Origin of the sequence: Frankia gtarii (genome assembly GCF_025403375.1) — a bacterium.
GTDB lineage: Bacteria > Actinomycetota > Actinomycetes > Frankiales > Frankiaceae > Frankia > Frankia gtarii.
The window spans coordinates 1-20185 of record NZ_JAMPTM010000110.1; the positions used below are offsets into that span (position 1 = coordinate 1).

General features: G+C 71.7%; 14 protein-coding genes and 1 tRNA gene. 4 read left to right on the plus strand and 11 right to left on the minus strand.

Features of this window, described 5'->3' with window-relative positions; genetic code table 11:
- A partial coding sequence (locus NBZ83_RS16895; RefSeq protein ID WP_261575357.1) for a D-alanyl-D-alanine carboxypeptidase occupies positions 1-1113 on the minus strand: 1113 nt, incomplete at its 3' end.
- A gap of 529 nt (positions 1114-1642) precedes the next feature.
- On the opposite strand from NBZ83_RS16895, the gene NBZ83_RS16900 reads away from it, so the two are divergent.
- Entirely contained in the window at positions 1643-2182 is a 540-nt protein-coding gene (locus tag NBZ83_RS16900; protein WP_308203313.1) for an inorganic diphosphatase, read from the plus strand.
- Positions 2183-2295: 113 nt separating this feature from the next.
- On the opposite strand, the gene NBZ83_RS16905 is transcribed toward NBZ83_RS16900, so the two are convergent.
- The 3 genes from NBZ83_RS16905 to NBZ83_RS16915 all read right to left on the minus strand — a co-directional run bounded on the left by NBZ83_RS16905 (position 2296) and on the right by NBZ83_RS16915 (position 3045).
- Positions 2296-2544, minus strand: coding sequence for a hypothetical protein (locus NBZ83_RS16905; RefSeq protein ID WP_261566885.1), 249 nt, complete (start codon positions 2542-2544; stop codon positions 2296-2298).
- A gap of 6 nt (positions 2545-2550) precedes the next feature.
- Complete coding sequence (locus tag NBZ83_RS16910) at positions 2551-2874, minus strand: DUF6247 family protein (RefSeq protein ID WP_261566886.1); 324 nt, start codon at positions 2872-2874, stop codon at positions 2551-2553.
- Between the two features lie 99 nt (positions 2875-2973).
- Positions 2974-3045, minus strand: a tRNA-Thr gene (locus tag NBZ83_RS16915).
- Between the two features lie 416 nt (positions 3046-3461).
- Here NBZ83_RS16915 and NBZ83_RS16920 point away from each other — a divergent pair.
- The gene (locus NBZ83_RS16920; protein ID WP_009741721.1) at positions 3462-4199 is read left to right on the plus strand and encodes a response regulator transcription factor; all 738 of its coding nucleotides are present in this window, start codon (positions 3462-3464) and stop codon (positions 4197-4199) included.
- Between the two features lie 21 nt (positions 4200-4220).
- Here NBZ83_RS16920 and NBZ83_RS16925 read toward each other — a convergent pair whose 3' ends face one another.
- From NBZ83_RS16925 to NBZ83_RS16955, 7 genes are all read right to left on the minus strand, one after another.
- Entirely contained in the window at positions 4221-5231 is a 1011-nt protein-coding gene (locus tag NBZ83_RS16925; protein ID WP_261575358.1) for a PSP1 domain-containing protein, read from the minus strand.
- 248 nt (positions 5232-5479) lie between these two features.
- Entirely contained in the window at positions 5480-6733 is a 1254-nt protein-coding gene (locus NBZ83_RS16930; RefSeq protein ID WP_261575359.1) for a DNA polymerase III subunit delta', read from the minus strand.
- 48 nt (positions 6734-6781) lie between these two features.
- Positions 6782-9424: a dTMP kinase gene (gene tmk, locus NBZ83_RS16935; RefSeq protein ID WP_261575360.1), complete on the minus strand. Its 2643-nt coding sequence runs from the start codon at positions 9422-9424 to the stop codon at positions 6782-6784.
- Positions 9424-12684 carry a type I DNA topoisomerase gene (topA, locus tag NBZ83_RS16940; protein WP_261575361.1) on the minus strand — a complete coding sequence of 1087 codons (3261 nt, stop codon included), beginning with the start codon at positions 12682-12684 and terminating at the stop codon, positions 9424-9426. The genes tmk and topA overlap by 1 nt, the downstream gene beginning before the upstream one ends.
- Before the next feature lie 544 nt (positions 12685-13228).
- Positions 13229-15568: a sodium-translocating pyrophosphatase gene (locus NBZ83_RS16945; protein WP_261566891.1), complete on the minus strand. Its 2340-nt coding sequence runs from the start codon at positions 15566-15568 to the stop codon at positions 13229-13231.
- Between the two features lie 555 nt (positions 15569-16123).
- Entirely contained in the window at positions 16124-16654 is a 531-nt protein-coding gene (locus tag NBZ83_RS16950) for an ATP-binding protein (protein ID WP_261566892.1), read from the minus strand.
- Between the two features lie 42 nt (positions 16655-16696).
- Positions 16697-17038: an STAS domain-containing protein gene (locus NBZ83_RS16955; RefSeq protein ID WP_009741728.1), complete on the minus strand. Its 342-nt coding sequence runs from the start codon at positions 17036-17038 to the stop codon at positions 16697-16699.
- Positions 17039-17331: 293 nt separating this feature from the next.
- Between NBZ83_RS16955 and NBZ83_RS16960 the strand changes: the two genes are divergently transcribed.
- Together NBZ83_RS16960 and NBZ83_RS16965 are read left to right on the plus strand one after the other, a co-directional pair.
- Positions 17332-19683, plus strand: coding sequence for a DEAD/DEAH box helicase (locus tag NBZ83_RS16960; RefSeq protein ID WP_498041059.1), 2352 nt, complete (start codon positions 17332-17334; stop codon positions 19681-19683).
- Positions 19684-19771: 88 nt separating this feature from the next.
- On the plus strand, positions 19772-20185 hold a 414-nt coding region (locus tag NBZ83_RS16965; protein WP_261575362.1), incomplete at its 3' end, for a hypothetical protein.

Consider the following 20185-nt stretch of genomic DNA (forward strand, 5'->3'; position numbering starts at 1 on the left):
GGTGGGAATGACCGCCGCGCGCAGCAGCGCCACGAGGGTGGCGGGGGCGACGAGATCGGTGGTGGACAGGCCGCTGACGTCGTTGAGGGACATCCCCGCGGTGGGGACGCCGAGTTCGGTGACCGTTTCGGTCACGGCCCGTGCGGCCCCGGCGAACGACGCCGGCAGGCCGCGCCGTAGGGCGACCAGCCGGCCCAGACACTCCGCCAGGTCGTTGTCGGACGCGGTGAGCATGCGTTCGACGAGAACCCGCACCGGCGGGCTGTCCACCGAGGCGATGCGGGCAGCCCCCGCCTCGGCGGGCCCGAGGCCGACCGCGCCGACCGGGATCCCGGCGGCTGCCAGCGCCCCGGCGAAGGCCGACGTCGCCGTCGCCGCCGGGGTGGGGCTGCGCGGGCCCTCGGCGCCCGGGGCGGAGCGCCCCGCGTCGAGTTCCAGGGCGGAGACCGGCGTGACGTCACCATCAGTCACGTAGTTGTCGCGCCATCCCGGCGCCCGGTCCGGGCCGGCGAACAACGACCCGTCGCCGACCACCCGGGCCACCGAGGTGATGCCGGCCGCCCGGACCTGGCCGACGAGATCGGAGAGCCGGGCCAGCGCCGGGTAGCCGCCGGTCTCGGTCGACGCGGTCAGCGTCGGGTCGCCGCCGCCCACGAGCCACAGCGTGCCGCCGGGCGCGCGGCCGGTGGCGCCCGGCGGCGGGCTGTAGAGCACCGATGTGCGCAGCCGGGTGTCCGGGAACGTGACGAGCGCCGCGGTGGCGACCGCGGTCTTGAGCGTCGACGCCGGCACGGCCGGGATGCGGGCGCGGTTGTCCAGCAGTACGCGACCGGTCAGCGCGTCGACGACGAAGGCTGCGGGTCCGGCGAGGACGGGGTCGCCGAGCGGGCCGGCAAGGCGGACGGCGACCGCTGCCGGCTGGGGCGTGGGCGCGGCCGAGTCCAGGCCCGCGAGGACTGCGGCGCCCGCCCGCGCCGATCCGGCGCCGGACGGGACGGGTTCGCCGGTGCCGGAACCGGTGGACAGGGAACCGGTGGACAGGGAACCGGCGAGCAGGGCGCCGGCGAGTGCGGTGAGCGCCCCTATCCGAGCGACCGGCGCGGCTGACGTCACTCGCCGGACACTACGCAAGGCGGGCGGGTGACGTAGCCGCCACCCGCCGCGGCGGGTGTGAGCCGCTGCGAGTGGATGCATGGCAGTCTGGGGCGGGGCGTCCCCGGTGGCGCATGGCGGGCCACTGTGTCACCGTATGGCGCGAACCGTGAGTCGACCCGCGCCGGTCCTGGTGACCAGCGGGCGGGTCCGGTCGGCCGCGGCGGTCCGGCGTGCTTTCCCGCCGCCCGGCGGGTCACCAGTGGCCGGCGGGGGAACACCTGCCTGCGAGGCGGGCTCCCGCTCGCCGACCGCGTGCTTCCGGGACACTGGGAGGGCGGCGGTCGTCGTCCGCGACACTTCGCCGCGTCCGTCGGGTGTCCCGGCGCGTGCCCGCCGTCGGCGGCGCGCGGCATACCGGCCGCGATGCCCCGGCAGCCGCCGGAGCATGCGAACCCGGCGTTCGCCGGAGGCTGGCGAGCAAGTTCACACGTGGCGGCCGTCCGGCGCGGACCGGGCCGGCCTGAGCATGAAGGAGACAGGGAGCGGAGTGGACCTTGAGTTCGATGTGACCATCGAGATCCCCAAGGGTCAGCGCAACAAGTACGAGATGGATCACCACACCGGGCGCATCCGGCTTGACCGGATGCTGTTCACCTCCACCCACTACCCGTCGGACTACGGGTTCATCGAGGGCACCCTCGGGCGGGACGGGGATCCGCTGGATGCACTCGTCCTGCTGGAGGAGCCGACCTTCCCGGGCTGCCTGGTGCGGTGCCGGACGATCGGCATGTTCGAGATGACCGACGAGAAGGGCCCGGACGACAAGGTCCTGTGCGTCCCGGTCGCGGACGTGCGACAGGAGCACCTGCGGGACCTGCGGCACCTGCCGGAGTTCGACCGGCTGGAGATCCAGCACTTCTTCGAGGTCTACAAGGACCTGGAGCCCGGCAAGTCGGTCGAGGGCGCGTCCTGGGTGGACCGCAAGGAGGCCGAGCGGGAGATCCTCGCCTCCATCAAGCGGCTGCACGACTCGGAGGCCGCCGGGGCAGACGGGCACGACCAGGAGGCCGAGCCCAGGTCTGCGTGATCGGCCGACCGGCGCGGCGGCGACGCCTCTCCATGCACGAGCCCGCGGGGTTTCGTGGATGAGGAGGCGTCCCTCGCGCCGGCCTTCCGGTGGCCCCGGCCGGCGGCGGTGGATCAGTCGTTCAGCCAGGTCACGCGAAGCACGGTGATCGTGATCCAGCGATCTTCGATGGTGTAAAGCAGGATGCCGTGCCTGCCGAAGGCCACAGTCCACTGCTCGCTGTTCTTGTCGCAGGTGCCCTGCAGGCGGGGATCTGCGGTTAACCGGTCCAGCAGCCGGTTGAGCTCACGGCGACCGGTGGGCAGCAGGTTGTCCCGCTGGTGCTCGGCGTATGTGAGCCAGCGGACCGTGTAGCGGGCCATGTGCTGCTAGCCGGCCGTATTGTCCGAATGGGGATAGGTTGTGATCCCCCCAAGCACGGACAGGTCGCCGGCGGCAAGCCGGCGCCGGTCCTCGTCGATGCCGGCCTGGATCTCCGGGTTGGCGCAGAGCACGGCCTGGGGCCACCAGCGGTCGATGACCCGGTGTAGCGGTGCCAGGTCGAGGGTGTCGTCGGTCTCGACGGCGGCCGCATGGAAGTCGGCTTCGAACTCGGCGCGCCGCTCGGGATCGAGCGCGGCGCGAATCGCCGGGCCGGTGCGCTCAACCCGGTTACGCGCCCCGTAGGAGGGGACCGTGAGGTCCGTGGTCATGGGATCGATTGTCGCACCCGAGGGCGCCGCACCCGCCGTACCGAGCGTGCCCGGCTGTCGCAGCGCGTGCCGGCCAGGGCCCGTTCTGGAGGGGGAGTGAGCCGGAGGCGGGGATTGAACCCGCGACCTATCGCTTACGAGGCGATTGCTCTGCCACTGAGCTACTCCGGCGATCGGCCAGGATCGCACTGGCCCGGGTCGAGTATGCCAGATGCCTGGGCGGTGCCGACTGGTGGTGCTCGGGTGGCTGCTCGGCGCGGCGGCGGAGGAGCCGGCCGGCCGGCCCTGATGTCCGCCCCGCTCCCGTCCGTGGCCTGCGCCCGGCGATGAATGCCTCCCGTCCGCGGTGGGTGCCCGGCAACGGCGGGCGCCGATTCGAGCGAGATCAGGGGGCGAATTCGGGAACGATCCGACGATCCCACCCCATCAGTGCGTCATCAGTGGTCGAGAAGGAAGCCGCTGATGTGACGATCGGTTTTCACTCAATCCATTATTTGTCATGATTTTTGGTTCCTAGCCTCACCGAACGCCCCAAACCGCTACCCCGGTTGCAGTTGTTCCGATGAGGATGCGTAGGGTTTTGCTCCATGACCGGGGCCGGGGACGCTGCACCAGCAGCAGCGGCGACACGAGGAGCCTCGCTCCTCGTCGCTGAGGACGATGAGGCATCGCGCGTGGCACTTGCGCGCAGCCTCGAACGATTCGGCTATCGCGTGTTGGAGGCGGCGGACGGCGAAGCTGCCCTCCGGCTGTTCCAGACGACGGAGATCGATCTGGTCGTGCTGGACGTCGCGATGCCGCGGATGGACGGCTTCGCCGTACTGAGCCGTCTGCGCCAGACCAGTGAGGTGCCGGTGATCATGCTCACCGGGCGGGCCGAGGAGGTCGACCGCGTGGTCGGCCTGGAGCTGGGCGCCGACGATTACGTCGTGAAGCCCTACTCGCTGCGGGAACTGGTCGCTCGGGTGCGGGCCCGGCTACGCCGCCGACCCGCCGAGCCGCCGCCCCAACGCAGCGGGGACGGCAACGACCCGCTCGTGTACGGCGACGTGTCCATCGACCTGCGCGCCCGCGAGGTCGCCGTCGCCGGCGAGCGGATCGACCTGACCGCGCGCGAGTACGAGCTACTGGCCTTCCTCGCGCGCCACCCACGACGGGTTTTCAGCCGCGAGGAGCTGCTCGAACAGGTCTGGGGTACCCGCTTCCAGGACCCCGCCACCGTGACCGAGCACGTCCGGCGGGTACGCACCAAGGTGGAGGGCCGCCCGCCGCAGCGACGGCTGGTCACCACGCTGCGCGGGATGGGCTACCGGTTCGACCCGTGATCCGCCGGGTGCCCTGACCGATCAGAGGCGGGGGCGGTGCCGGGAGCGTCGGCGGGAATGTCCCGGGCCGCCGCCTGGCGCCCCGTCGTACTCCGCCTCCTCGAGGTCGGCGGCGACGTGGTTCGCGCCTACACCACCAGCGTCCTCGTGGGTGCTGGCATGGTCGGCGCCGGACGGAGCAGGGCCGGGATCGGAGCGGGGCTCGGCCTTGTGCGGGGCGTAGGCGGCCTCGTGCGCCTGCCGGGACGGGCACACGTCGGCTCGTTCGCAGGAGGTCCGCGCGCCGCCGTCGAGCACGACGACCACCTGTTCGCGTGGCACGTCGTGGCGCACGACTCGGCCCTCGCCCTGGGGTGTGCAGGCCCGTTCCCCGACGGCGGGTACGGCCCCGGCGAACTCCTCGTACAGCGGGTGCTCGTAGCGCAGGCAGCACATCAGCCGGCCGCAGGCCCCGCTGATGCGCATCGGGTTGAGGGCGAGGTTCTGGTCGCGGGCCATGCGCAGGCTCACCGGCTCGAAGTCGGTGAGGAACGTGGCGCAGCACAGGTCACGCCCGCACGAGCCGATCCCGCCCTGCAGGCGGGCGCCGTCCCGGGCGGACAGCTGCCGCAGCCGCACTCGCGCGGCCAGCGTCCGGTTCAGGTCGCGGACCAGCTCCCGGAAGTCGATCCGGGTCTCGGCGCTGAAGTAGATCGTGTAGCCGCCCGTGTCCGGTACGTGATCGACACCGATGATCTTCATTGGCAGGTTGTGTTCCCGCGCCAGCCGGCGGGCGGCGACCCGGGCGCGGGCGCGCCGACGCCGGGACAGCTCGGCGCGCTGCACGTCGGCCGTCTGTGCCATCCCCGCCAGCACGGGCAGGCCGCCGATGTCCTCGGAGACCCACTGCGGTGCCCACATGCAGGTGGCGACCTCGGGACCATCGTCGGTGGGCACGAGGACCTGGTCACCGACCCGGGGGGCATGGGTACCCGGATCTGCGTAGTAGAGCTTGCCTCGAGGGGAGAACGCCACCGCGCACATCATCGGCATCCGGCCCGTCACCTCCCCTGGCCCGCGGGCCGGCCGGAACGGTGGCCCGCCTGGGAAGCGGGCCCGATGTGCGGCAGCGCCGGTCGAGTGGGGCCTGCCGGAGCCGCTCGCGGGCGTGATCTGCGTCGCAGATCAGAATATGCCTGGACTTGTAAGTTGGCTGCCCATTCGGCCCATTCGGCCCATCGACCGCCGCTCGGCGGTCTCCGGGCGAGCGGCGGTCTCCGGGCGAGCGGCGGCGGCCGGCGTCAGCCGTCGCGCAGGGCGAGGGTCAGCGATTCCACCGCGAGTAGCGGGACGAGGCCGGGATTGTCGGCGAGCGCCGCCCGGGTCGCGAGCACGGCCTCCAGCCGCCGCAGCGTCTGCTCCGGCGTCGAGCCCGCCGCGAGGCCCGCGGCCTCGGCCGCATGGTCGGCATGGATCGGGTCGACCGGCGCGCCGAGCTGCTCCGCGAGCACATCGCGGTAGAGACCAGCCAGGTCGACCAGGGCACGGTCGAGAGAGTCGAGGACGGTGCGCCGCCCGCGACTCTTCTGGGTCCGCTCAAGCTCCTTGAGTGCCCCGGCCGCGCCCCGCACGACCATCGACCGGGCCTTCGCGCCGGCCTTCGGTGCCCGAGCCGACCTCGACTTGCCGCCGGTGGCCGTCGCACCGACGCCGAGTGCCGTCTTCAGCGCCTCCGTCTCGACCTCGTCCCGCTCGGTGTTCGCGGCCTCCGCGTCCGCGTTCGCGGCACCCACGAGATCCGCGGCCGCGGCCAGGCAGTCCCCGACGCGGCCAAGGCGGCTCGGAATGCGTAGCACCGCCGCCCGGTGAGCCCGGGCGGCCTCGTCGGTGGCGAGGCGGCGGGCCAGCGCGAGGTGCCCCTGCGACGCCCGGGCTGCCGTCTGCGCCAGCCGGTCGTCGACTCCCTCCCGCAGCAGCATGTCGCGCACGTCCGCGGCGGAGGGCAGCCGCAGCGCGACCGTCCGGCAGCGAGAGCGGATGGTGGGCAGCACGTCCTCGACCGACGGCGCGCACAGCAGGAACACAGCGCGTTCCGCCGGCTCCTCCAATGCCTTGAGCAGCGCGTTGGCCGCCGCCTCGGTGAGCCGGTCGGCGTCGGTGAGCAGCAGGATCCGCCAGCGGCTGGCGGTCGGGGCGCTGGCGGCGTCCCGGACCAGGGCGCGGACGTCCTTCACCCCGAGCGAGAGCCCCTCCGGTGTGACGGTGCGCAGGTCGGTGGCAGTGTCGGTGAGCACGGTGTGGCAGCCGTTGCACTCCCCGCAGCCGGGTGACTCCCGCTCACAGTTAAGAGCGGCGGCGAACGCTCGCGCCGCCTCCTGCCGCCCCGCGCCGGCGGGGCCGGTGAACAGCCACGAATGGGTCATTCCGGAGCGCGCGCCGGCCGGGCCGTCACCCCCGTCCACGGCCGCACGGATGCCGGGGGACGCTGCCACCGCGGCCGTCCGCAGCGTCGCGACGACCGCTTCCTGGCCGACCAGCGTCTCCCAAACGGTCACGGGTCCCCATCATCCTCGCCCGGGACGGCGGGGTAGCCGCTGGCCGGCTCAGACCCCCAGGGGAGCGGCCCGGCGCTTGACCCGGCCGGCCACGATCGCACGGACCTCGGCGTGGATCTCTTCCCGGGGGCGGGTCGCGTCGACGGTGAGGTAACGCGCGGGCTCCTCCTGGGCCAGTCGGCGGAACCCGTCGCGCACCCGGCGGCGATAGGCGAGCACCTCGGCTCCTACGTCCTCGCCCGAGCGGTCGTCCGATCCGCGGCCTGGTTCGACACCTGGTTCATCGCCGATACCGTCGGTAGCCGCGTTCAGGTCGCTGGCCGCGTCCGCGTCGGTATCCGCGTCGGTGGCCGCGGCCGCGGCCGTGTCCAGGTCGGCGTCGGCGTGCGCCCGCGCGCCGTCATGCTCGCCCGCGAGGGGCTGGGAGGTAACGCCCGCTGCCGGCGGCAACGTGAGCTCGGCGGGCAGGTCCAGCAGGACGGTCAGGTCGGGGATGAGGGCCTGGGTGGCCCACTGGGCCAGCACGGCCAGTTCCGCGGCGTCGACCGACCGGCTCGCGCACTGGAAGGCGACCCACGAATCGACATAGCGGTCCGTGATGACGATTGCGCCCCGGGCGAGCGCCGGCTCGATCACCCGGCTTACGTGCTCGGCACGGTCGGCGGCGGCGAGCAGCGCCTCGGTGCGGGGGTGCAGGTGTACCGAGGGGTCGAACAGCAGCTCCCGCAGCCTCGCGCCGGTGGCGGTGGCGCCGGAACCGGAGGTCACGACGACCTCGCGCCCGCTGGCGGCCAACCAGGAGCGCAGCAGCTCCACCTGGGTGGATCGGCCGGCCCCCTCGGCCCCCTCCACCGCGACGAACAGGCCGGAGTGACGTGGTCGGGTCGGCGCCGGCTTCCGGCCGCGCAGCGCGCTCCACAGCTCTGGCCAGACCGCGACCCCGACCCGCTCGTCCATCTGGCGGTAGGCGAACAGCCCCACCGCCACCGCGAGCAGGCCGCCGCCGAGCAGGACGACGGTGACGCCGTCTGCCCGCACGGTGATGTCGCCCCACAGATGGATGCCATGCGAGCCGATCAGCCCGACGAGGGCGGGCGCGGCCGCCAGCACCAGCAGCAGGTCGACGCGCACCAGCGACTGCACCAGGGCGAAGGTCCGTCCTCGCAGCTCGTCGGAGACCTCGGCCTGCAGCAGCGTGTAACCGGTCACCCAGGCCACCCCGGCGAAGGCCCCCACGGCCACCACCAGGATGCAGGCGATGACCAGGTTCGGGATGATCGCGACGATCACCAGGGTGATGCCGGCGCCGGTGACGCAGACGCCGAACAGGCGGGTTCGGCTGTAGTCGCCGAGTAGTTTCGGCCCGGCGGCCATCCCACCGGCCAGCCCGACGAACACCGCTCCGAACAGAATTCCATACGCGGAGTCACCGCCGCCGAGGATCCCGACGTAGAGCCGGCCGAGGGCGATCACGCAACCGGCCCCCGCGAACCCGCCGAGGATGCCCACGACCAGCCCGCGGACCAGCCGGTCCTGCCCGACGAAGCGCCAGCCCTCGGTGATCGACGCCAGGAAGCCGGGTTCGGGACCGGTCTCCGGGCGGGCGGCCCGGCCGATGCCCTTGAGCCCCCAGATCACGATGGCCGAGCCGAGGAAGGTCGCCGCGTTGAAGTACAGCGCGAGATCGACGGAGGAGTCCCGGAAGAACGACACGCTGGAGCCCAGCGTCCGCGAGATCGTCGCCAGCAGGGTGAAGATGGCGGCGGCCAGCGGGGCCGTGCCGTAGGTCATGATCAGGCTGAGCGTGTTCGCCGCTGCGAGCCGCTCCCGCGGAACCAGGTGCGGGACGCTGGCGTCCTTCGCCGGAGCCCAGACCAAAGTGACCGCCTCGACCAGGAACGACGCGATAAGCAGCCACTCCAGCGTGCCGATGAGCGGGATCGAGACGAACAACCCGAAGCGGATCACATCCGTGACGACCATGGTCATCCGGCGATCGAGCCGGTCGGCGAGCGCGCCGGCGAGCGGTCCGAGGACCAGGGCCGGCATCAGCCGGACGATCAGTAGCGAGCCGATGGCGTACGCCTGGCCCGAGAAGCTGTTCTGCAGCTGGGTGACCAGCGCGGTCGTGGCCAGCAGGCCCATCCAGTCGCCGAGGCTGGACAGGCTGAGCTGGATCCACATCCGGCGGAACTCGGGAATCCGCAGCACGGCGCGGATGTCGCTCTCGTCGCCGGCCGCACTGTTCGCCCTGGGGGGCGGGGAGGGGACGGTCGTGACCGGATGTCGGCTCGGGATGCGCCCGATCCGTGGCCGCCGGCCGCCACCACCGCGGCGGCCCTCGCCGACATCACCGGCGGGCCTTACGGTGCTGAAGACCTCGGATCCCTGCTCGTCGGATCCCTGCTTGTCGGCGCTCTGCTCGCCGGTGGCCTGCTCGCCGGTGGCCTGTTCGCCCACGGCCGGCTCGGCGCCGGGCAAGTCGGTGGCGGACGGGATCGTGTCGTCCCCGGACGTCGCCGTCGAGCCGCTCGTGTCCGAGGCCGGCTCTGCAGCCGGCTGGCCATCCGTGCCTGCGGGGGACGTGATGGTCGTGGTGAAGCCGGCCGCGGCGGGTCCCACGGTCGTCGCCGCCGAGCCGTCCCCCGCCGCGTCGGCCGGCCCTGGAGCCGGACGGATCGGCGAGGCCATCAGCCCGTCCGGCGGGTGCCACCGGGCGTCGCGCCCGCGGCGCCACCGCCGTCGTCCGAAGCGGACGACCCGGTGACCGCCGACTCCTCGCCGGCCTTCTTCGCCGCGCTGCTCTTCGCCGCGCCGGCCTTGGTCGAGCCCGACTTCGCCGCCGAGCTCTTGGCGGTGGTGCCGGACTTGGCGGCCGTCTTCGCCGTAGCGGACTTCGCCGCAGCCGGCTTCGTCGTGGTCGACTTCGCCGTTGTGGACTTCGCCGTTGTGGACTTCGCCGTTGTGGACTTCGCCGTTGTGGACTTCGCCGTTGTGGACTTCGCCGTGCCGCTCTTGGCCGTCGTCGACTTGGCGGTGCGGGCCGCGCGCTTGGGAGTGGCCGGACCGCGGGCCCGGCGGTCCGCGAGCAGCTCCGCGGCGCGCTCGTCCGTGATTGATTCGACGGCGTCGCCCTTGCGCAGGCTCGCGTTGGTCTCGCCGTCGGTCACGTAGGGGCCGAAGCGTCCCTCGCGGACGACCATCGGTTTGCCGCTGACCGAGTCGTTGCCGAGTTCGCGCAGCGGGGGCGTCTGGGCGGCTGCTCGGCGGCCCCGCGCCTTGGGCTGAGCGAGTAGCGCCAGCGCCTCGGAGAGGGTCACCGTGAACAGCTGATCCTCGGACTCCAGCGACCGGCTCTCGGCACCCTTCTTCACGTAGGGGCCGTACCGCCCGTTCTGCGCGGTCACCTCCTCGCCGTCCGCACCGGCACCGAGGTTGCGCGGCAGCATCAGCAGTTTCACGGCGTCGTCGAGGGTCAGCGTCTCCAGCGACATCGTGCGCAGCAGGCTGGAGGTGCGCGGCGGATCGGTGTCCGTCGTGACGTACGGGCCGAACCGGCCGGCCTTGGCCGTGATCGTCGCGCCCGTCGCCGGGTCCACCCCGAGCACCCGATCCCCGCTCGGGGCGGCCAGCAACTCCAGCGCGTGGGCGACGGTGAGCTCGTCCGGGGCCTGGTCGTCGGGCACACTGGCCCGGCTTTCCCCGTGCTGGACGTAGGGGCCGTACCGCCCGACCCGCACCACGACCGTCGTACCGTCGTCGGCCACGCCGAGCGGGATCGAGTTCACCTCGCGGGCATCGATCTCGCCGAGTCGTTCGCTCACGAGGTGCTTGAGCCCGGCCGCGGCGCCGGGGTCGGTGCCGTTCCCCGTGCCGTCCCCCGTGCCGAAGTAGAAACGGGTCAGCCAGTCGGTGGACGCCGCAGTGCCGGCCGCGATGTCGTCGAGGTCATCCTCCATCGTCGCGGTGAACCGGTAGTCCACCAGCCGGCCGAAGTGGTCCTCCAGCAGGCCGACGACGGCGAACGCGATGAAGCTCGGCACGAGCGCCGAGCCCTTCTTCCACACGTAGCCGCGATCCTGGATCGTGCCGATGATCGAGGCGTACGTGGACGGCCGGCCGATCCCGAGTTCCTCGAGCGTCTTGACCAGGCTGGCTTCGGTGAATCGGGCCGGCGGGCTGGTGGCGTGCCCGCGGGGAGTCAGCGAGCGGACCTCGAGCGGGTCGCCCTCGCGGACGTCGGGTAGACGCCGCTCGCGGTCCTCCAGCTCCGCGTCGGGGTCGTCCGCACCCTCGACGTAGGCGCGCAGGAAGCCGGGGAAGGTGATGACCTTGCCGGACGCGGAGAACTCCGCGTTCTCTCCGGCCGACGACGTGGCGCTGAGCCGGATCGTGGCACTGGTGCCCCGGGCGTCCGCCATCTGGCTCGCGACCGTGCGCTGCCAGATCAGCTCGTACAGCCGGTAGGAGTCGAGGTCGAGCTCGCCGCGGACCTCCCCGGGGGTGCGGAAGTGATCGCCGGCGGGCCGGATCGCCTCGTGCGCCTCCTGGGCGTTCTTGACCTTCTTGGTGTACGTACGCGGCCGGGCCGGCACGTACTCCGCGCCGTAGAGGCTCTCGGCCTGGGAACGGGCTGCGGCGAGCGCGGTCTCGGACAGGTTCGTCGAGTCCGTACGCATGTAGGTGATGTAGCCGTTCTCGTACAGCCGCTGCGCGATCTGCATGGTGCGTTGGCTGGAGAACCGCAGCTTGCGGCCCGCCTCCTGCTGCAGCGTGGAGGTCATGAACGGCGGGTACGGCGAACGGCGGTACGGCTTGGTCTCCACCGAGCGCACCGCGAACGCCGCGTCGGCCAGCCGGTCACCGAGGGCGCGCGCGCCCGCCTCGTCCAGCCGGGTCACACCGGACGTGGTCAGCTCGCCGGTCGGCGCGAAGTCCCGGCCGGTGGCGATCCGGTTGCCGTCGAGGGAGACGAGTGTCGCCGGCAGCGGAGTGCGCTCCACGCCCGAGCCGGCTCCGCCCGCGTCCGCGCCGTCGGTTCCTGCCGGCCAGCTCTGGCGGGCGACTGTTGCGCCGAACAGGCCCTCGATGTTCCAGTACTCCGCCGAGCGGAACCGCATCCGGGCCCGCTCCCGCTCGACCAGGACCCGGGTCGCCACGCTCTGAACGCGGCCTGCCGACAGCTTCGGCATGACCTTCTTCCACAGCACGGGGGAGACCTCGTAGCCGTAGAGGCGGTCCAGGATGCGACGGGTCTCCTGCGCGTTGACCAGGTTCTCGTCGATCTCGCGGGGGTTGTCGACGGCGCGGCGGATCGCCTGCGGAGTGATTTCGTGGAACACCATCCGCTTCACCGGCACCGTCGGCTTCAGCGTCTGGAGCAGGTGCCAGGCGATCGCCTCACCCTCGCGGTCCTCGTCTGTCGCGAGGTAGAGCTCGGTGGCGTCCTTCACCAACGCTTTGAGTTTGCTGACCTGCAGCCTCTTGTCCGGCGTGACGACGTAGAGCGGTTCGAAGTCGTTGTCGACGTCGACGCCGAGCCGGGCCCACGGCTTGCCCTTGTGCGCGGCTGGGACATCGGCGGCGCTGCGCGGCAGGTCGCGGATGTGGCCGATGCTCGACTCCACCTGCCAGCCCGGGCCGAGGTAGCCGGCGATGGTCTTCGCCTTCGCCGGGGACTCCACAATCACCAGGCGCATGCCCGTACCTGGGGTCGGCTTGGGCGCGGCACCGGCGGAGCCGCTTGATCCGGTCGCCGACCGGCCGGCCGTGGTGCCTCCCGTCGCGGCTCGGCTCGCGGCGGCCCGGCCGCTCGTACGCGTGGTGGGCACCTCTGCCGAGGCCGCGCCCGGGCTCGAGGTGATGCCGGTCCCGGTGGGCTCGCCGGGCTCGGCGACCGGGGCGGCTGACCGCGCGGTCGTCCGTGTCGTCGTCTTCGTGCGCGGTGGCACTTCTCTCCTCGGTGCAGCGTGCTCGGTGCGATGACCGGTGGGCGAAGCGTAGGTCGCCTCTCCGAAGCGTAGGTCCCGGATATGGCGGATGTTGCTTGGGTGGTGCTCGGTGCTGGATCTGGCGTGGCCTGGCGAACGTGCGTCCGGCGGGTGCTGATCGGGCGGGCGGCGGCCACTGGTGTGCAAGCGGTGCCTCGCAGCACCGTACGCCGCTGTTGGATTCCGCGAAGCTTCCCGTCCGGGTAGGACCCCGGTAGCCCGACGCCTACCCACGGCGCACCCGATGACGCCTGGACGGCCCGACCGGGCCCGCACGAGGGTGTGCGGCGGTGGTATGTGGCCACCGCTGCAGGCCCTCGGGCGTTGCTCTGGGTAACTGATTCCCGGTGCCTGTCCCCGTGCCCGGCTGTCTGCGTGCCCGGCTGTGCCGGTGGTCGAGCGCACCGCTGGAGCGGGATGGCGTAATCCGGCCGGTGGCCGGTGGCCGGTGGCCGGCGGGCACGGAGCGGATCTCGTGCCGGCCGGCCGACGGCCGGGATCGCAGTCAGACGTTGATCGTTTCCGAGCTCGGGGTGGCCGCCTGCGCGACCGGTGGATCTCCAGCGATCATCGAGCTGCGCCGCTTGGACACGACGATCACCGCGACGATGACGACGACCGCGGCGAGGGCGATGCCGATGCGCAGCGGCGTGTTCCGGTCGGTGCCGACCGAGTACTTCACCACCGTCGGTGCGATCAGCAGACTGACCAGGTTCATCACCTTGAGTAGCGGGTTGATGGACGGCCCGGCGGTGTCCTTGAACGGGTCTCCGACCGTGTCGCCGATCACGGTCGCGGCGTGGACCTCCGAGCCCTTCCCGCCGTAGTTCCCGTCCTCGACGAGCTTCTTCGCGTTGTCCCACGCGCCGCCGGAGTTCGCCAGGAACACGGCCATCAGGACGCCGCCGGCGATGGCCCCGGCGAGGAACGCCCCCAGCGGCGGATAACCGAGGCCGAAGCCGACCGCGATCGGCGCCAGGACCGCCAGCGTCCCCGGGGTAATCAGTTCACGGAGCGAATCCCTGGTGCAGATGTCGACAACCGCGCCGTAGTCTGGTTTCTCGCTGCCGGTCATGATTCCGGGCCTGGTGCGGAACTGGTTGCGCACCTCCATCACGACCCGGCCAGCCGCACGGCCCACCGCGTTGATGGCGAGCCCCGAGAACAGGAAGACCACGGCCGCGCCGATGACGAGCCCGACCAGAGCGTCGGGATATGCGATGTTCAGTCCGCCGACCGTCCCTCGCCCGTTTTCAGGGCGGGCGCCGGCGTCGCCGAGAGCATTGGTCACCGTGTCGGTGAACGAGCCGAACAGCGCGGTCGCGGCCAGGACCGCGGTGGCGATCGCGATGCCCTTTGTGATGGCCTTCGTGGTGTTGCCCACGGCGTCGAGGGAGGTCAGGATGGCGCTGCCCTGCTCGTCCATCTCGCCGGACATCTCGGCGATGCCCTGAGCGTTGTCGCTCACCGGGCCGAAGGTGTCCATCGAGACGATGACGCCCACCGTGGTCAGTAGCCCGGTGCCCGCCAGCGCGACCGCGAACAACGCGATCGTGACGCTGCCCGAGCCAAGTAGATAGGCGCCGAAGACCGCGGCCCCGATGAGCAGGGAGGAGTAGACCGCGGATTCTAGGCCGACACCGATGCCAGCGAGAATGTTCGTGGCCGGTCCGGTGAGCGATGCCTGGGCCACATCCCGCACCGGCCGGCGGGTCGTCTCGGTGAAGTATCCCGTGAGCAGCTGGATGGCCGCGGCGAGCACGATGCCGATAAGAACGGCACTGATCGCGATGACCCGCGGATTGCCGGACTGGGTGCTGGACTCGAGTCCGGGGAATCCGGCGAAGTCCGTCGGTAGATAGAGCACCGAGACGATCACCACGCCGATCGCCGACACCACCGCGGAGATGAAGAAGCCGCGGTTGATCGCGGCCATCCCGCTGCGGTCGCCGGCTCGTGGCGATACCGCGAAGATGCCGATGACCGCCGTGACGACCCCGACAGCCGGGATCAGCAGCGGGAACACCAGCCCTCGCTCGCCGAAGGCGCTCACCCCGAGGATCAGCGCTGCGACCAGCGTCACCGCGTAGGACTCGAACAGGTCCGCGGCCATCCCAGCGCAGTCGCCCACGTTGTCGCCGACGTTGTCGGCGATTGTTGCCGCGTTGCGGGGGTCGTCCTCCGGAATGCCCTGTTCGACCTTTCCGACCAGGTCGGCTCCGACGTCCGCGGCCTTGGTGAAGATGCCACCCCCGACCCGCATGAACATCGCGAGCAGGGCGGCCCCGAACCCGAATCCCTCCAGCACCTGCGGTGCGGTGTCCCGGAAGACGAGCACGACGACGGCGGCGCCGAGCAGGCCGAGACCGACCGTGAACATGCCCACGACGCCGCCTGTCCGGAAGGCGATGCGCACGGCGGCCCTCTCGCCGTGGGTCATCGCCGCGGCCGCCGTGCGGGTGTTCGCCCTGGTCGCGAGCCACATCCCGACAAAACCAACAAGCGCCGAGAAGAGGGCGCCGACCACGAAGAAGACCGATCTCCCGATCTTGGCCCCGGTATCGTCGGACGGAAGCAACAGCAGGACAAAGGGAATGACGACGACAAATCCCGCCAACGTCTTGAACTGCCGTCTGAGGTAGGCCGCAGCGCCTTCCTGAACCGCCTGCCCGACCTCCACCATCCGCGCGGTTCCGGGGCTGGCGGCCAACACCTCCCGTGCCAGGTAGCCGGCGACGAGCAGCGCGAGGGCTGCGACTATCGCCACACCGGCGACCAGGCCCAGGGCGTTGCCACTAAGGTCGATTCCAGTGCCCTCGGACTGCAGGGCGTGGATCGGGGACATGGCTCCTCCCGGTCTACTCTGTGCTCCCTCCGCGCGTGTCGATGGCTCATGGGTGCCGATTCCGACGGATCCCACGGCATGGAGACGGTGACGGCCGGGCGCCGCATCCGGCGGCACTCGGAGTGAGATCGGCCGGATTCATCCTGATTTTGACGCTTCCGGCAGTTTTCACGGGGGGCACAAGGGGATCTTCGGGCGGTTGGATCAACCGTCCGCGAGATGCGGCGGAGTCTATCCACACTACTGTGATGTGCGCTGCTTTTTCTGCGATCGCCCGCCGGGTCAGCTGTGATTGGGCGCATGACGCGAAGCCCCGCATTAAGGATTATTTATCCAATAACGGGCGGGAAATTTTTATCAGAAAAGCGCGACTCGTGGGCGCGGAGGTCCTGGGCGTCGCGGGAAGCCAGAGCTCCGCGAGTGCCAGGCGACGTCGGTGCCGGCCTGGGGCGGACATGGCCGGCCCGGCGCCGGATGGACGCAGTTCGTCGCCCACGTCCACCACGGCGTAGCAGCCGGGAATCTCCGCCCATCAGCTTCAGGGCGGAGAGGATGTCAACGGGCCGTCTTGTAGGGCGCAGCCTCGACGCCGGTGTGCCAGGTCATCGCCACGACGGTGCCCACCCCGTCGGGCCCGCGGCTGATCTCGACCTCGTCGACGAGGCCCTCGATGAGGGCGAGCCCGAGGCCCGGCGGGAATCCCGCGCTGTCCTCGGCGGAGTCGTCGTCGGACGTATCGGACCACCAGGGCGGGTCTGCGGCTTCGGGTTCGAGATCCAGCAGCGTGGAGGCGGTGACGAGTCCACCGTCGGGACCCGGCGCGACCTCGTCACCGGCGCGCCCGCAGTCGACAACGGTGATCGTGAAGGTGTCGGGCGTGTCGACGAGCGCGACATGCACCGGCGAGTCCGGTGAATGTCGGCGGTTGACGCGCACCGCGCGGGCGCATGCCTCCGTGACCGCCAGCTTGATCTCGTCGGCGGCTCCGGCGGGAACCCCGGCCCGCCGGCTGACCGCCGTGGCGATCATCCGCGCGGTGCGGACGTGTCCGTTCAGGGCGGCGAACCGCAGCTCAACGGTGGGCATACGGCGGTGCCTGCCTTTCCGAAGGCGTGATGTCCGGCTCACTCACTCGCTGGCGGCGAGCGCTTCCTCGATGGAGGAATGGATCGGGAAGACCTTGGTGAGACCGGTGATCCGGAAGATCTTGAGGATGCGTTCCTGGGTGCAGACCAGCCGCAGGGAGCCCTCGTGCGCGCGCACGCGCTTGAGGCCGCCGACAAGGACACCGAGGCCGGTCGAGTCGAGGAACTCGACGCCCTCCATGTCGACGACCAGGTGGTAGGACCCTCCGGAGACAAGATCAATGAGCTGCTCGCGCAGCTTCGGTGCGGTGTACACGTCGATCTCGCCGCCCACCACGACGACCGTGTGGTTGCCTTCCTGGCGAGTCGTGAGGGACAGGTCCACGGATCCTCCTTGGGTGCCTCAGGCCGTCCCGCACTTCGGGCGACCGACATCACGGCGCCATTACCCTCCCAGGAGGGGGATCAACCCGGCGGCCCGCGACTCAGATCGCGGTAACCGGTATTGCGGCGGCGTAGTCGATGACGTCTGCTGGAATCTATCCCTGATCTTGTCTGGGCGGGGCTGGTCAGCAGCGCCGATTCGCGGTTGCGTGACGGGTGGTCCATCGAGTGGCGGCCTGTGGATCGCCCATCGTCCTGCCGCTGACGGCGTCGGGACGCATATCCTCGACGGTCGTGGGCTCGCCGGCGGACATCGGCGGCGCGGACACGGTCCTCGCCGGGCTGCGCCGCGACGCGCGGCGCGCACAGTGCATGACGCACGTCGAGCCGGTTGCGGCCCGGCCGGGGCGGCGGGCGCCCTGGCCAGAATGGGTCGATCCGGTACTGCGTGGGCGGTGGGTCGCCGCCGGGATCGACGAGCCGTGGACGCACCAGGCGGCGGCTGCCGAGGCCGCCCACGCCGGCCGCAGCGTCGTGCTGGCGACCGGCACGGCCTCCGGGAAGTCGTTGGGATACCTGATGCCCGTGCTGTCCCGGCTGCTCACGCAGCCCGGCGCCCGTGCGCTCTACCTGTCGCCGACGAAGGCCCTCGCGCATGATCAGCTGCGGGCGGTACGGTCGCTTCGGCTCACCGGGGTGCGGGCCGCAACCTACGACGGCGACACGCCGGCGGCCGAGCGGGACTGGGTCCGGGCCCATGCCGGCCTTGTCCTGACCAATCCCGACATGATCCATCGGGGGATCCTGCCCCAGCACCGGCGGTGGGCACAGTTCCTGCGCGGGCTGCGGTTCGTCGTGATCGACGAATGCCATGGCTACCGCGGCGTGTTCGGCGCGCATGTCGCCGCGGTGATCCGGCGGCTGCGGCGGGTCTGCGCGCGTTACGGGTCGGAGCCGGTGTTCCTGTTGGCGTCCGCCACCGCCGCCGACCCGCAGTTGTCGGCTGGGCGGCTCACCGGCGTCGACGTCGAGGTGATCGATGACGACGGCGCGCCCCGGGGCCCGATGGACTTCGTGCTCTACGAACCCCCGCTGCTGTGGCGGCGGCCGGCAGAGGGGGAGGCGCAGGGCGCCCCGGGCGAGCCGCGCGGCGCAGGTGAGAACGGCGCGCCGGTCCGGCGGTCGGTTACCGCCGAGTCGGCCGACCTGCTCGCCGATCTCGTCGCCGACGGCGTGCGCACCCTGGTGTTCGTCCGGTCCCGCCGGTCCGCGGAGGTTGTGGCGATCACCGCCCGCCGAGAGCTGGGCCACGTGGATTCGGATCTCGCGGACCGAGTGGCGGCCTATCGGGCCGGCTATCTGCCGGAGGAGCGCCGCGAGCTGGAACGCCGGCTGCGCGCGGGGGACCTGCTCGGTGTCGCGGCGACGTCGGCGCTGGAGCTCGGGGTGGATATCAGCGGCCTGGATGCCACGATCACCGCCGGCTTTCCGGGCACCCTCGCCTCGCTGTGGCAGCAGGCCGGCAGGGCTGGCCGGGACGGGCAGCGGTCGCTGGCGGTGCTGGTCGCCCGGGACGATCCGCTCGACACGTACCTCGTCCACCATCCGGAGGCGGTGTTCGGTCGATCGGTGGAAGCCTGCGTGTTCGACCCGGACAACCCCTACGTGCTCGGCCCGCAGCTGGAGTGCGCCGCCGCCGAGCTGCCGCTCACCGAGGCGGACCTGAGCCTGTTCGGCCCGGCGGCGCCGCGCGTCGTCGACGACCTGGTCCGCCGCGGGCGGCTGCGACGCCGGCCAACGGGCTGGTTCTGGACCCAGCGGACCCGGCCGGAGGTGGATATCCGGGGGGCCGGCGGCCCCCCGGTCCGCATCGTCGAGACGGCCACCGGACGTCTGTTGGGCACGGTCGACGCGGCGGCCGCGCATTCCGCGGTGCATCCCGGGGCGGTCTACCTCCATCAGGGCTCGAGCTTCGTCGTGGATGACCTGGATCTGCCCGAGTCGGTGGCGTTCGTCCACGAGGAGTCCCCGGAGTGGACGACGGTCGCGCGCGAGCACACCGACATCCGAATCGTCGAGTCGTCGCGATCACGAATCCTGCCCGATGTGGAGGTGCACCTTGGGGTGGTCGAGGTTGCCAACCAGGTCGTCGGCTACCAGCGCCGGCTCGTCGCGACCGGGGAGGTGCTCGGCCAGGAGCCACTGGACCTGCCGCCGAGGCAGCTGCGGACGCGCGCCGTCTGGTACACCGTCACCGACGACCTGCTCGCCGGCGCCGCCGTCGAGGCCGCGGATGTGCCCGGCGCGGTGCACGCCGCCGAGCACGCAGCCATCGGCCTGCTTCCGCTGTTCGCCACCTGCGACCGTTGGGATATCGGTGGCGTGTCGACTGCCCTGCACCCGGACACGGGCCGGACCAGCGTCTTCGTCTACGACGGCCACGCCGGCGGCGCGGGATTCGCCGAACGGGGATTTCTGCGCATCGGGGACTGGCTGGCCGCCACCCGGGACGCCATCGGCGCGTGTGAATGCCCGACCGGCTGCCCCTCCTGCGTGCAGTCGCCAAAGTGCGGCAATGGAAACGAGCCGCTCGACAAGGCCGCTGCCTGGCGCCTGCTCACCGCGGTGAGCGGCGCGGTTGGCTGAATCGCGGATCACACCGCGCCCGTGCGGTTCCGCCGCGACCAAAGGCGGGTAAGCCGAGCCCAGCAAGTCTTCGTGGCCGGTTTCGCCCATGTCCATGGTTCTGGAGGTACCGGTGGTAACCGTCGGTGTCGTGTTGTTGCTGGTTGCGGGAGTCTTTACCGCCGATCTGGTGCTGGAGAACAGCGGCCAGACAGACGTGATGATCATGGGGCAATCTCTCTCCTTCGACATCTGGGGCCTGTTCGTGCTGGGCCTCGCCGCCGGGGTGCTGGTGGTCGCGGGAGTGCAGCTGACCCTGCAGGGCCTGGCGCGGGACCGCCACCGCCGGCGGCTCGAGCGGCAGCGGGCACGTGAGCTGGCAGCGATCCGCACGGCTCCGGCGCCTTCCGTTCCGGCGCCGGTTGGTGCTGCGCCGCTCGCTCCCGCGGCGACGCCCCAGGCTCCCGCCGCCGAGCCCGGCAGGCGGTCCGACGAGCGGACCACCGGCGCACCCACCCGGTCC

Excerpts from the sequence above, each read along its gene's own strand:
- tmk (WP_261575360.1), bottom strand. The coding sequence starts at position 9,424 with ATGGCCTCGCCGATCCGTCCGGCTCCAGGGCCGGCCGACGCGGCGGGG.
- NBZ83_RS16910 (WP_261566886.1), bottom strand. The coding sequence starts at position 2,874 with ATGACCACGGACCTCACGGTCCCCTCCTACGGGGCGCGTAACCGGGTT.
- NBZ83_RS16920 (WP_009741721.1), top strand. The coding sequence starts at position 3,462 with ATGACCGGGGCCGGGGACGCTGCACCAGCAGCAGCGGCGACACGAGGA.
- NBZ83_RS16905 (WP_261566885.1), bottom strand. The coding sequence starts at position 2,544 with ATGGCCCGCTACACGGTCCGCTGGCTCACATACGCCGAGCACCAGCGG.
- NBZ83_RS16950 (WP_261566892.1), bottom strand. The coding sequence starts at position 16,654 with ATGCCCACCGTTGAGCTGCGGTTCGCCGCCCTGAACGGACACGTCCGC.
- NBZ83_RS16925 (WP_261575358.1), bottom strand. The coding sequence starts at position 5,231 with ATGCCGATGATGTGCGCGGTGGCGTTCTCCCCTCGAGGCAAGCTCTAC.
- NBZ83_RS16945 (WP_261566891.1), bottom strand. The coding sequence starts at position 15,568 with ATGTCCCCGATCCACGCCCTGCAGTCCGAGGGCACTGGAATCGACCTT.